Below are 13,135 nucleotides of genomic sequence, written 5' to 3'. Positions count from 1 at the left end.
GGATCTCATACGGGTTGTCGCGTTCCCGCCCTCACCTTGGCGAATTGTCACGCAGCTTACATAGAACGGTTCTAATGCGTGATCGTCACATAAGACGGAGAAACCGATATGGACGAGCACAAGGGCCGCCTTCGCGCCAGCGAACTGGAAGACTCAGGCGATGTCGGAGTAAATCCGACGCATAACCTCACCATGGGCGAGATCATCGCGACCCGCTTCAACCGGCGCGACCTCCTGCGGGGCTCGCTGGCCGTGGCGGCCATTTCCGCGACCGTCGGCCACCGGGCCCTGGCAGCCAACGAGCAGCCGGCCAAGAAGGCCTCGAACCCGATCTCCTTCGACTTCAAGGAAATCGAGGCGGGGGTCGACCATACGCATCACGTCGCCGAGGGCTACGACGCCCAGGTGCTCCTGCGTTGGGGCGACCCGCTTTTCCCGGATGCCCCCGAGTTCGACCCCATGAAGCAGACGGCTGAAGCCCAGGCGCGTCAGTTCGGCTACAACACCGACTTCATCGGCTTCATCCCGCTCAACGGCTCCGCCGATCATGGCCTCCTGGTCGCAAACCATGAATACACCAACGAGGAGCTCATGTTCCCGGGCGTGGGCGTTCAGGACTCCAAGGACGCCAATTTCGCCAAGATGACCCAGGACCTCGTGGCCATCGAGATCGCCGCCCATGGCGGCGCAGTCGTCGAGATCCGGCGCGTCGACGGCAAGTGGCAGGTGGTGAAGGATTCGAAGTACAACCGCCGCATCACCGCCGACACCCCCATGGAGATCACCGGACCGGCCGCCGGCCATGCCCGCATGAAAACCTCCGCCGATTCCAGCGGCCGCAGCGTGCGCGGCATGATCAACAACTGCGCCGGCGGCGTGACGCCCTGGGGCACGTGGCTGAGCTGCGAGGAGAACTTCAACGGCTATTTCTGGGGCAAGCTCTCCGACGATCATCCCGAGGCCAAGAACTACAAGCGCTATGGCATCGGCACGCCAGCCTACGCCTGGGGCAAGTTCCACGATCGTTTCGACCTCGCCAAGGAGCCCAACGAGGCGAACCGCTTCGGCTGGGTGGTCGAGATCGATCCCTTCGACCCCAACTTCATCCCGAAGAAGCGCACGGCGCTCGGCCGCACCAAGCACGAGGGCGCTGCCGGCATCACAAACAGTGACGGCCGCTATGTGGTCTATCTCGGCGACGACGAGCGCTTCGACTACGTCTACAAGTTCGTCACCGCCGGCAAGGTCGACCCGCAGAACCGCGCCGCCAATTTTGGCTTGCTCGACGAGGGCATTCTCTACGTGGCGAAGTACAACCCGGACGGCACCGGCACGTGGCTGCCGATGGTGCATGGCCAGGGACCGCTCACCGAGGCTAACGGCTTCAGGAGCCAGGCTGACGTGCTGATCGAGACCCGCCGCGCGGCGGACCTCCTCGGCGCCACCAAAATGGACCGTCCCGAGGACATCGAGGCGAACCCGCAGACCAACCGCGTCTACGTCATGCTGACGAACAACACCCGGCGCAAGGAAGACCAGGTGGATGCGGCCAACCCGCGCGCCAACAACGCGTTCGGCCACATCGTCGAGATGATGCCTGAGGGCGGCAACCACGCGGCCACCGCCTTCGCCTGGGAGATTCTCGTGAAGTGCGGCGATCCTTCCGTCGCGGCGGTCGGGGCGACCTTCTCATCGGAGACCACCAAGAACGGCTGGTTCGGCATGCCGGACAACTGCGCCATCGACAGCCAGGGCCGACTCTGGATCTCCACCGACGGCAACAACGCCAAGGCCACGGGCCGGGCGGACGGCCTCTGGGCGCTTGAGACCGAAGGCGAGCGGCGCGGCACGTCCAAGCACTTCTTCCGGGTGCCGGTCGGCGGCGAGCTGTGCGGTCCCTTCTTCACGCCCAACGACGAGTCGCTCTTCCTCGCGGTTCAGCACCCGGGCGAGGTCGACGAGGGCACGTCCACCTTCGAGAATCCCGCTACCCGCTGGCCGGACTTCAAGGACGCAATGCCAACTCGTCCCTCCGTACTTGTGATCACCAAGCAGGGCGGCGGCAAGATCGCCTGACAGCGTTCAGCACCATCATGCAGAGACAGCAAAGGAGCCCTCGCGGCTCCTTTGTTCATTCACGCGGCTGCAAGATCAGGGCTCCTTGAAGCGGCATGTATAATCAGTCGATTTTGCAAGGAGGGCTGCCTGCTGCAGCCTGAGGAGAGTGGCGCGGGCGACGGGGCTCGAACCCGCGACCTCCGGCGTGACAGGCCGGCACTCTAACCGACTGAGCTACGCCCGCGCATTTCTCATCCATCACATGCCCGAAAGGAGCGTTTCTCGCGATGGAGGCGCGCTCGTACCGGTGATCGGGCACGCTGTCAAATGGTGTTTGGATTATCCCCAGGAGGCACGACGCCGCGCTTGGAGCGTCAATCCCTCGTGCTGATCGAGAAGATCTCGTAGCCGGCCCCGTCGAGCACGCGGACGGATTCGATTTCGGGATCGCGGGACTGGGGACGCCGCGCCAGGGAGAACACCTTCAGCGCCCTCTCCTTCGCCTTTTCGACGGAATCGGTGCGAACCAGGATCCGGCGGATGATTCCGCCGCCCGCGTCCTCGGACGCCACGGATTCGATGCGATAGACTTCAACCACGTTTCCAGAACTCCATTGTCAGCGCCTTCATGCCTTAAGACGCTGCAGTTTGTCGAACCGCTTGATCAGGCGGTCACGTTTCAATTTCGACAGACGATCGATCCAGAAGATGCCGTCGAGCTGGTCGATCTCGTGCTGGAAGCAGACCGCCATCAGCCCCTCCGCCTCCTCCTCGTGCTCCCGGTCGTCCAGCCCCCTGTATCTCACCCGCACGCGGGCATAACGCTCGACCTCGTCGTTGACGCCTGGCATGGAGACGCTTCCCTCCACGTGCCGGATCCTCTCCGGGGAGGACCAGACGATCTCCGGATTAATCGACACATGGGGCTCTGTCTGGCCCTCCAGCTGGATCACCACGAGGCGCCGGAGCACCCCCACATGCGGCGCCGTGATGCCGATGCCGGGTGCGGCATGCATCGTCTCTGTGAGGTCTCTTGCCAGAGCCCGGACTTCGTCGTCGATGTCGACAACGGCTTCCGCCCTCCGGTGCAGGCGAGGATCGGGGAAGCGGATGATGGGACGGATAGCCAAGAAGGATCCTTAGGAACTCAAAAGCTGAAGATCTACGCTGAGCTACTTGTAGCGGCCACCCCGCTGAAGCACCTCGATTTTGTAGCCGTCCGGATCCTGCACGAAGAAGAACCGCGCTGGAGGCCTGCCGTCAAGCTTCAGTTCCTTCAGGGACGTCGGTCTGAGACCAAGGGTCTCGAAGCGGGCATGCTCGGCTTCAAGATCAGTGACGGAGAGTGCGAGATGCCCGTAGCCATCGCCCAGCACATAAGGCTCGGCTCGGTCATGGTTGACCGTCAGTTCGAGTTCGAACTCGCTCTCAGGATTGCGCAGGTAGAGCAACGTGAAGCCTTCGAACGCCAGGCGTTCCGCCACCGTGAGGCCGAAAGCTCTCTCATAAAACGCGAGGGAGCGCTGCTCGTCGAGCACCCTGATCATGGAGTGAATGGCTTTGGCCACGGGACACCTTTTCCGCTTTCGTCAGCTCCGCCGGCGCTGGCAGAAGCAATCCTGATCTGACTTGTCGTCGGGAGATAGCAGCGGACAGGTTGGAACGGAAGGACGGAGGCTCTCCCCGCATTTCAGCAAAAAGCCTTCCCCAGTCTGTGCCGGGGAAGGCAAGTTCGGGAGGAAGAAACGCTGACTGCCCGGCTCAAACATCCAAGCGGCAGGCTTGTTACGCCTCTGAGGCGTTCCATCACACCTGCTCCTGGAGACCAGCAAAGCCAGTCAGAGCCTCAAACGTGGCGCAATCAAGGAAATTTGATGCCCGCCAAGGTTCAAAAGCGAGGAACGGGAAGGAACATTGAACAAGATGAATGCTTGGTTTGGTACGGAGGCACCATTCCCCGCAACCCCTTGTCGCCTCCGCAGACTTGCAGCCCCGTTCAGCCTGATGTGGACGGGGCTTTTTCTGGTCTGATGCTCTGTAAACCCGCTTAACGCTCGATCAGGTCGGCGATCGCCCTGATACGGTTGCGGACGTAGTCGGGAAGGCCGGCACTGATGGAATTGCCGGAATTGAACGAGCTCTTCCCCATCAGCACCTGCGCCGGGATGAGATTGCGCAGGACCGGAACATTCTCGAACTCCTTCTTGCGCTCCAGCACATCGGTCTCGACCGCGAGCGCCATGAAAACGGTCGCGACCGTTTTGTTTGAATCGGCAGGGTGCTCCTGAAGAACGGCGAGAAGCTTTCCGAACTGCATAACCTGGTTCACGCTGAAGATCGTCTGCTCCAGCACCCCGGCGACCGGCGCTTCCAACGCTGTCAGCTTGGTTAGGTCGGCACGGTCGATCTCCTCCGGAAGCAGCACACGGATTTCGGTCTGAAACTCCATGAACTCCGAGATCTTCTTGCCCCCCTCCTCCAGCTTGTTGGCCAGCCGAATGCCGACCGGCAGCTTGCCCTCAAGTGGGTAGCGGGACTCGATGCACAGGCTTGCCGGAGCTTCGCACCAGCGACGGTTCGGGTGGCGATTGTGAGCGATCGAGGGATCCACCTGCGGCGCTGCCTGCTCTGTCGAGATTCGGCGGTGTTTAATCGAGGGATCGATCTTTTCCAGCGTCTCAAGACGCGAGAAGCGGGCAAGGTCAACGGAACCCGGCGCCTTGCCGATCAGGAAGCGCGCTTCCACCACATACATGTGCAGCTTCTCGGTGTAGGTCTTTGGGATGCCGTGCACGGAAACCTTGATGGTCGGCTCCGCATAACCCGGAAAGAGCCCCAAAAGCTGTTTCTGCACGGGTCGCTCGCGGCCCCAATCCTCGAATCGGATGAGGCCTGATCCGGGGTCTGTCAGCTTGTCGTCTCGCTGATCGCTGAACACGATCGTCCTTGGCTTCAGCTTTGCCGGAGCAACCGCTGTCACCGACGGCACCTCCTCGATCCGGAACTCCTCGGCCGCCGATCCTGCGAAGGAGACGAAAAGAGCAGCAGCGGCAATCAGCGACCGCCCAACGAAAACCTGCAATGCCATCAGTAAACCTGTCCGTTGCGCCAGAGATAATCCGGATCGACACGCCTGGGTCTGCGTGGCGCCTCGTCCTCCCACCACCAGCGGAAACCGCGCTCGGGCTCGACCTGGCGGCGTGCGGGAGGGGCAGACTGGCGCGGGTTTTCGAGCCAGCCGGGCCCCTGCGCGTAAGGCCCATCCTCATAGTAGTCGGGACCGCCCCTGTCCTCCCCGTCGCTCCAGGGATCCGGGTTGCGGAACGCATAGACTTCCGACTGCGGCACGAGGCGGAACTGCGTCTCGGCGAGCCGCCCGAACCAGTTCAGGCGGAAATGCTCCATGAAGCCTTTGCGCCCATCCGTCAGCCGGTCGCCGGTATTCAGATCGATCGGCATGGCGATGAGTTGCTTCGCAGCCTGCGGCGATGGCGGGCTCAGCGGTGCCTTCGGCGCATGATGATCCCAGGCGGCCTGAACGATCGACTGGAAGATGGGAGCCGCCACCTTGCCGCCTGTCTGGCCGCGTCCGAGCGTGCGGCGCTTGCTGTCGGCGTTGTCGTGCCCGACCCATACTGCAACCGTGACGTCGTTGGTAAAGCCCACGAACCAGGCATCGTTCTCGTTGTCCGACGTCCCGGTCTTGCCGGCGACATAAGGAGCAAGCGCCTTCAGGGAACGGGCCGTTCCGCGTTCGAGAACGCCTTGCAGCATGCTTTTCAGCTGGTAGAAGGCGGCAGCGTCGGCCGAACCCAGACGCGCCAGGGGACGGGCCTTGCGGCCGTAGACGACTTGACCACCCTGCTCCACGGCCTCGATGGCGTGGGGCACCGGCATGGCGCCCTCATTGGCAACCGCCGCATAGAAGGCCGCGAGGTCGAGCATCCGCACGGGCTGCGCACCGAGCACGAATGGATAATGCGGCGTGCATTCCAGATAGAGCTGCGCCTCCATGGCGAGTTCGCAAACCCGCTTGAGGCTATCCGCCGGCGAGGACTCGATAGCGCCATCGAGAAGACGGGCCGTGACCAGGTTCTTCGAGTTCTCGAGAGCCCGTCGCAGGGTCATGATGCCTGAGCGCCCGCCATCGAAATTCTTCGGGCTCCAGGAGTCACCTGCCTGACTGCCGACGGGCGGCAGCGTCACAGGGGCATCCCAGATGAGCGTGTTGGGCTGCAATCCCTTCGACAGGGCCGCGAGATAGGTCAGCGGCTTGAAGGCGGAACCCGGCTGGCGGTGCGCCTGCGTCACCCGGTTGAGCTGGCTCAGGGGATAGGAGAACCCGCCCGTCATGGCGAGGATGCGGCCGGTCCTGTTCTCCACTACGACGGCGCCACCCTGCACCGAGGGCGGTGTTCTCAGGTCGGCCCGAGCCGCACCCTTGCCCTTCTGTTCAATGAGTTGGACACGCACGACATCGTAGAGCTTGAGGTCCCGACGGGCCGCCTCCCAGGCGTTCAGCGGCAGGACGCGTCCATCTGCAAGCCCCACCCGCAGGACGTTCGCGCCCGTTTTCCGATCACGGCCTTTTTCGATCACCACGGCTGCAGGCCAACGCACATCGTAGAGCGGCAGGCGCACCGCCTCCAGGGCACGCCTCCATGCCGGAGCCGTGGCTGCCGGATCCTTGCTGCCTTCGAGCGTCTTTATAGCCTCGGCAATGTTGGCCTCAGGTCCTTGATAGCGTTGGCGTCCTATGCTCAGCTCATAGCGGGCGAGCCCTTCCTGCAATGCAGCTTCCGTCTCCTGCTGCAGGGCCGCGTTAATAGTCGTGCGCACCGTATAGCCTCCGGCTGCGAGGCTCTCGATGCCGGCAAGCGTGCGCGCATCGCGGCTGACGTGATCGACGAAGTGAAAGCCCATGGTGCGCCTGGTGCGCTCGTAGGGCGCCCGATCCGGAAGGGAGGCGACCGCCTGCTGCACCTGCTCGGCCTTCAGGAAACCATCTTCCTGCATGCGGCTCAGCACGTAGGCCATCCGTTCCTGAGCACGCTCGGGTTTTGTGTCGGGATTGTAGTAGTTCGGCCCCTTGGCGAGTCCGGCGAGAAGTGCTCCCTCGGCCACCGAGAGCGCCTTGGCGCTTTTGCCGAAATAGCTCTGGGCCGCCATCTCGATGCCCCAGGACGAGCGTCCAAGATAGATCGAGTTGAGGTAGATCTCCAGGATCTCCGCCTTGCTGAGCACCCGCTCGATGCGTGAGGCCACGATCATCTCGCGCATCTTGCGGTCATAGGTGACGTCGTCACCCACAAGCAGGTTCTTCGCGACCTGCTGCGTGATGGTCGAACCGCCTGCCGGGCGCCCGGCATTGGCCATGTTGCCCATGAAGGCACGGATAACGCCGCGCTCGTCGATGCCCCGGTGCTGGTGAAAGCGCTTGTCCTCCGCAGAAACGAAGGCTTGCCGCACGCTTTGCGGAATATCCGCCAAGGAAACCCAGATGCGCCGGTGGTCCGGCTCGAAGACCTCGGCGAAACGCCTGCCGCTTCCATCCAGCACTACGCTAACGCCTGGCAACTTCAAGCCCTTGAGCTTTCCCGCATCGGGCAGTCCGGCCACGGCGGCATTGTAATAGGAGATCACCTCGCCGAGATCGACCGGCGCGGGCTCGACCTTCTCGCCCTTGCAGAACTGGCGGTAGCTCGCGTGCAGATCGTTGAAGCTCAACCCCTGCAGGACCTTCAGGTCACCCGTGACGGCTTGCGGGTCGTCCATGGCGGTTGCGATCAGATCGTCGAGATTGATGTCCTCGATATCGAAGGCCCGGCGCATATGGGTGCAGCCGCTCTTGAGGATCTCAGCCACCTGACCCTGATCCCGAGCGGGATCGAAGCTCGTCTTGACCGTATCCGGATCGACGAGAACCTGGCTCAAAGTCAGGGCCGTTGCGAAAATCTTGACGAGGATCGCGCTCATTCCGCCGCCATCATCGGATCATTGGCCCCACGAGAAGATCATCGGCACGGACAAGAGGCTCACGCCCTGGCTGCCGGGACGAACCCTGCCCGAGCCCAGATGAATGGAAGCCGACCACCGCGGCTCTTTTGTACCGACCATGATAAGGAAATGGGGCGGCCGAGCTTACATCCCAGACCTAGCCGGTGCTGTCACGGCAATGTGTCTCACCCACGCCCGACGAACGGCATCTTGGTCGCCATCACGGTCATGGTGAGAACATTGGCGTCGAGCGGCAGGCCGGCCATGTAGACCACCGCATCGGCCACGTGCTTGGGGTCGATCCTGGGCTCCGGCGCCACGGTGCCGTTCGGCTGCAGGACGCCCTCGGTCATTCTCGCCGTCATGTCGGTCGCCGCATTGCCGATGTCGATCTGGCCGCAGGCGATGTCATAGGCACGGCCGTCGAGGGACGTCGACTTTGTCAGTCCGAGGACCGCATGCTTCGTCGCCGTATAGGGCGCCGAGAGCGGACGGGGGGCATAGGCCGAGACCGAGCCGTTATTGATGATGCGCCCGCCCCTCGGGTTCTGGTCCTTCATGATCCGGAAGGCCTCCTGCGTGCAGAGGAACGTGCCGGTGAGGTTCGTGGCCACCACTGTCTGCCACTGCTCGAAAGGGATCTCCTCCAATGGCACGGCAGGCGAACCGATGCCTGCATTGTTGACGAGGAGATCGAGCCTGCCGAAAGCCTGCTTCGTGGCGGCGAAGAGCGCCGCGACGGAGGCAGGATCCGTCACATCGGTCGGCACGATGAGGACGGAGCTCTCATCTCCCCCAATCCCGCGCGCCGCATCTTCCAGAGCCTCCCGGCGGCGTCCTGCCATCACCACGATGTAGCCGGCCTTCAAAAGCCCTTCACAGATGGCTCTGCCCACGCCGGTTCCGGCGCCCGTCACAATCGCAGTCCTGGAGCGTTCCGCCATGATGCCCTCCTCAATCTACGGCCACGTCTGACATGAGAGATGCATCCATGAGCGGAAACGGCAAGGACGCATGCCAAGACTACACAGCTTTCGCCCGGGAACCGATACGCACTCCCGGAGGGAACCAGCCAAGCTTTCCTGCGTTCGCATGATGCTACTCGGAAAGGAATCCGTCATGCGCAATCATGTCCTAAGCTCGGCTGCAGTTCTGACTCTTCTGGCTCTTCCCCTTGCTGCCTGCCAGAGCGGCACGACCGCGGGCGCCGCAGGCGGCGCCGTCACAGGCGCCATCGTCGGCGGTCCGGTGGGCGCCGTGGTCGGCGGCGTCGCCGGTGCAGCGGCGGGAAGCGTCCTCAGTGCTGATGAATCGACCCGCGTCCGCAGCTATGTGGTCGCCGAGCGTCGCCCCTCGATCCGTGTGTCGGATGAAGTCGTGGTCGGCCAGCCCCTGCCGCCGCGGGTCAGGCTCTATTCCGTTCCGCCGACAGTCGGCCTGCGCACCAACTACAGCTACACGGTCGTGAACGACCAGACTGTGCTGGTCGATCCGCAGACCCGGACGGTGGTCCAGGTCATCGAGTGATCGGACAGGATCCTCAGAAACCAGAAAGGCGGCTCGTGAGAGCCGCCTTTTCCTTTGTGCACACGATTCCTGAACGGATCAGTCATCCATATCCAGGTGGGTCATCAGAATCTCTCTTTTTCCGGCGTGGTTTGCGGGTCCGACGATGCCCTCCTGCTCCATGCGCTCCATGAGCGAGGCGGCCCGGTTGTAGCCGATCTGCAGCCGGCGCTGGATGTAGCTCGTCGACGCCTTCTTGTCCCGCAGCACCACCGCCACCGCCTGATCGTACAGGTCGCCGCCCGGCGCCCCGAACTCGCCCTGGTCGAACACCGGTGTGTCCGCGCCTGCTCCCGCAGCCTCGTCCTCGTCGGCGGTGACCGCCTCCAGATACTGCGGCCGCCCCTGGCGCTTGAGGTGCGCCACCACCTTCTCCACCTCCTCGTCCGAGCAGAACGGCCCGTGCACGCGCGTAATCCGCCCGCCGCCCGCCATGTACAGCATGTCGCCCTGGCCTAAGAGCTGCTCGGCGCCCATCTCGCCCAGGATGGTGCGGCTGTCGATCTTCGACGTGACCTGGAACGAGATCCGGGTCGGGAAGTTCGCCTTGATCGTGCCGGTGATCACGTCCACAGACGGCCGCTGCGTGGCCAGGATCACGTGAATGCCGGCAGCCCTGGCCATCTGGGCCAGGCGCTGGATCGCGCCCTCGATCTCCTTGCCGGCCACCATCATGAGATCCGCCATCTCGTCGACGATCACCACGATGTACGGCAGCGCATCGAGCTCCATCACCTCGTCCTCGTACACCGCCTCGCCGGTCTCCCGGTCGAAGCCGGTCTGCACCGTGCGGGTGATGGTCTCGCCGCGCGCTTTCGCCTCCACCACGCGGGCGTTGAAGCCGTCGATGTTGCGCACGCCGAGCTTGGACATCTTGCGGTAGCGGTCCTCCATCTCGCGCACGGCCCATTTCAGCGCCACCACGGCCTTCTTGGGGTCGGTCACAACAGGGGTGAGCAGGTGCGGGATGCCGTCGTAGACGGACAGCTCCAGCATCTTGGGGTCGACCATGATCAGCCGGCACTCGGCCGGCGTGAGGCGGTAGACCAGCGACAGGATCATGGTGTTGATCGCCACCGACTTGCCCGAGCCGGTGGTGCCGGCCACCAGCAGGTGCGGCATGCGGGCAAGATCGGCGATGACCGGCTCGCCCCCGATGGTCTTGCCGAGGCAGAGCGCGAGCTTCTGCTTGGTGCTCTCGAAGTCCTGGGAGGCGAGGAGCTCGCGCAGGAACACGGTCTCGCGCTTGTGGTTGGGCAGCTCGATGCCGATGGCATTGCGGCCCTGCACCACCGCCACACGGGCCGACACCGCGCTCATGGAGCGGGCGATGTCGTCAGCCAAAGAGATCACGCGAGACGACTTCGTCCCAGGCGCAGGCTCCAACTCATACAATGTGACCACGGGGCCGGGACGAACGTTGATGATCTCGCCCTTGACGTTGAAGTCCCAGAGCACGTTCTCGAGGGTGGCGGCATTCTCCTGCAGCACCTCCACAGGCACTTCCGCGCTGTTCCAAATCTTGGGTTCGGCCAGAAGGTCGAGTGCCGGCAGTTCGTAGTCGAAGGAAGCTCTGGCCGGCGCCGTGACGCCGACCGAAACCGACGCGTAGTTGTCACGGCGAAAGCTGTCGTTGGCCGGAACCGGAGCCGCCGGCACGTGGCTCACGCGCGGCTGGGTCACAACAGCTGCGCGGCGCGGCGCCTCCTCAATGATGTCCTCGTCATCGAAGACGTCATCGCTAAGGGCCTCTTCGACATAATCCTCCTCATCATCCCATGGGGCAGTCTCTGGCTGAGCCGTCAGCGGAACCTTGGAGGGCGCAGGCGCGACAGCCCGCACGAGCGGCGCAGCTTTGACCGGTGGCGCGACTTTCCTGGCAGGCTGAGGATCCTCCTCCCGCTTTGCTTGTAAGGGCGCGGCGGAAACAGGCTGGAGCGAGGGGTCCAGAAGATAAGTCCCCGGCTGCCACATGAAGCTGTAGGATTGCTGAACCGTCTGAAGTTCATAGGGCACGGGCACGACAGGGCTGCTCTTGGCGGGCCGGGCCGGCTGCTCAGCCTTCTGCGGATGCGCTGGCTCGGCAACTGCCGGACGCCGAGGTGGAGCTTCCACCGTCCGGACGGGAGTTGCAGCGCGTGTGATCGGCCTGTGCTCCGGCGCAGGAGCCCGATTGAAGATGCGGGGATTGTCGGCGCCGGTTTGCTGGGAAGCAGCCTTGCTGCGGAGGGCCTGCAGCCGCTCCTGGACGGCCGGTGCCGGATCATCCAGGCGAGCGGCAGCAATCTGTCTTGCCTGTTCCTCGACAGCATCATCGAACGGGTGGGAAGCCCCTTTCATCCGGCGTTCCTTCAGAACGCGTTCGGGCGTGCGCGTGAACCGAACCTCCGGCGACATGGAGAAGGACTGCTCCCACACCTCTCCGCGCGGAGCACCATTCGCCCCCCTGCCCTGTCCGGCTTTTGGCGCAATGGTGCTAGGAGCCCGTGCGCTGGACGGGCTGCTCACGGGACCGGCATTCGTCTGCACACGGGTTCCACCGGAGGAAACTTCGCCAGCGCGATGACCCGTGTGGCCTCTTGGCACCAAGCCACCGGAGGCGCCCGGTTCGTGGTTGTCCAGCTCGGTCTTGTAATCCTGGTCCTGCGCGAGAGAGCCATAGCCATGGGCGGCGGAAGATGGAGGCCGTCGGTTGAAGTGCATTGTCTGTTTTGGTGTTGGGACTGAGCGGATCAGTCCGGGGAAGAGAGGTCCCCCTGATTACGCCTACCAAAGGTAAAAAGAGCCTTAGGAGGGCGGCACGAGCTGCCCGGAGCTGCACTTGTCCCCAGCCCCACTCTTCAATGCCAGCTCCCCCATTCCCATATATCTGGAGCTGGTGTTCCTTGTTTCTCCTGCCTTTGCTGGGCCTCCCACATAGGGGCTTGCAAAAAGTCTGGGTATGTTTATATCGGCGCTTCCTTTGGGCTGTTTGGGTCTGAGGGCGTTCTTTTTCCCTGCATGGCGGGTTTGGTGTGGGCTGGGGCGTGAGCTTCGGCTCTCCTTTGCTGTGCGGGCGGCCTGGAGGGTTGTCCTTTGGGCGTGTCCAAGAGCTCTGGCGGTTCGACGGTGGTTGAACCTGTCTGGTTTGGCTCCTCTGGTGGTTCTTGTCCGGCATGGGCTGCGGGTTTATGGCCTGGCAGCAAGGTCAATGCGGAAATGATCTCATTTCTGCGAACGGCAATGCTGTGCCTTTGCTTGTGCAGCGGCAGTTTTGTTTCGACGGGAGCTTGCAAATTCTTGTTGAATGCTGTTGACACCGGGCCGGGCATTGACTAGATAGGGTTCATCGACGGCGGCCACTGTGGTGGCTGGCCTGACGGGGCCTCCTGATCTTGGCGCGTTAAGCGGGTGGGATGTGTGAGGTTCTGTTCTTCGTCTTTTGTGGCGGGGAATTTTGCTCTTTGACATTGTTGAGAGGGGAAGAGAAGCGTAGGCGGCGGTGTCCTTGCGGGCAGCTTTTACGAGCTGCTGT

General features: G+C 63.3%; 10 protein-coding genes and 1 tRNA gene. 2 read left to right on the top strand and 9 right to left on the bottom strand.

Annotated features, from left to right (window positions below; all coding sequences use genetic code 11):
* The first annotated feature begins 108 nt into the window (after positions 1-108).
* Positions 109-2,076, top strand: coding sequence for a PhoX family protein (locus IC232_RS07750; RefSeq protein ID WP_190844363.1), 1,968 nt, complete (start codon positions 109-111; stop codon positions 2,074-2,076).
* A gap of 149 nt (positions 2,077-2,225) precedes the next feature.
* Here IC232_RS07750 and IC232_RS07745 read toward each other — a convergent pair.
* From IC232_RS07745 to IC232_RS07715, 7 genes are all read right to left on the bottom strand, one after another.
* Positions 2,226-2,302 (bottom strand) — tRNA-Asp (locus IC232_RS07745).
* 130 nt (positions 2,303-2,432) lie between these two features.
* Positions 2,433-2,657: a hypothetical protein gene (locus tag IC232_RS07740; protein ID WP_312895125.1), complete on the bottom strand. Its 225-nt coding sequence runs from the start codon at positions 2,655-2,657 to the stop codon at positions 2,433-2,435.
* 27 nt (positions 2,658-2,684) lie between these two features.
* A complete protein-coding gene (locus tag IC232_RS07735) occupies positions 2,685-3,188 on the bottom strand; it encodes a peptide deformylase (protein WP_190844362.1) in 504 nt (167 codons plus the stop codon).
* A 42-nt stretch (positions 3,189-3,230) separates the two neighbouring features.
* Positions 3,231-3,626: a VOC family protein gene (locus IC232_RS07730; protein WP_190844361.1), complete on the bottom strand. Its 396-nt coding sequence runs from the start codon at positions 3,624-3,626 to the stop codon at positions 3,231-3,233.
* A gap of 479 nt (positions 3,627-4,105) precedes the next feature.
* Positions 4,106-5,146 carry a hypothetical protein gene (locus tag IC232_RS07725; RefSeq protein WP_190844360.1) on the bottom strand — a complete coding sequence of 347 codons (1,041 nt, stop codon included), beginning with the start codon at positions 5,144-5,146 and terminating at the stop codon, positions 4,106-4,108.
* Positions 5,146-8,034 carry a penicillin-binding protein 1A gene (locus IC232_RS07720; RefSeq protein WP_190844359.1) on the bottom strand — a complete coding sequence of 963 codons (2,889 nt, stop codon included), beginning with the start codon at positions 8,032-8,034 and terminating at the stop codon, positions 5,146-5,148. The genes IC232_RS07725 and IC232_RS07720 overlap by 1 nt, the downstream gene beginning before the upstream one ends.
* Positions 8,035-8,240: 206 nt before the next feature.
* Positions 8,241-8,999, bottom strand: a complete 759-nt coding sequence (locus tag IC232_RS07715; protein ID WP_190844358.1) for an SDR family oxidoreductase — start codon at positions 8,997-8,999, stop codon at positions 8,241-8,243.
* Positions 9,000-9,174: 175 nt separating this feature from the next.
* On the opposite strand from IC232_RS07715, the gene IC232_RS07710 reads away from it, so the two are divergent.
* Positions 9,175-9,582 carry a DUF1236 domain-containing protein gene (locus IC232_RS07710; protein WP_190844357.1) on the top strand — a complete coding sequence of 136 codons (408 nt, stop codon included), beginning with the start codon at positions 9,175-9,177 and terminating at the stop codon, positions 9,580-9,582.
* A 78-nt stretch (positions 9,583-9,660) separates the two neighbouring features.
* Here the strand turns inward: IC232_RS07710 and IC232_RS07705 are convergent, their stop codons facing one another.
* Both IC232_RS07705 and IC232_RS32050 read right to left on the bottom strand, forming a co-directional pair.
* Positions 9,661-12,324, bottom strand: a complete 2,664-nt coding sequence (locus tag IC232_RS07705) for a DNA translocase FtsK (RefSeq protein ID WP_246812100.1) — start codon at positions 12,322-12,324, stop codon at positions 9,661-9,663.
* Between the two features lie 501 nt (positions 12,325-12,825).
* The coding region (locus tag IC232_RS32050) for a hypothetical protein (protein WP_210335283.1) at positions 12,826-13,135 on the bottom strand (310 nt) is incomplete at its 5' end.

Origin of the sequence: Microvirga sp. (assembly GCF_014699075.1) — a bacterium.
Lineage (GTDB): Bacteria > Pseudomonadota > Alphaproteobacteria > Rhizobiales > Beijerinckiaceae > Microvirga.
This window is presented reverse-complemented; position numbering and strand designations above follow the sequence as displayed.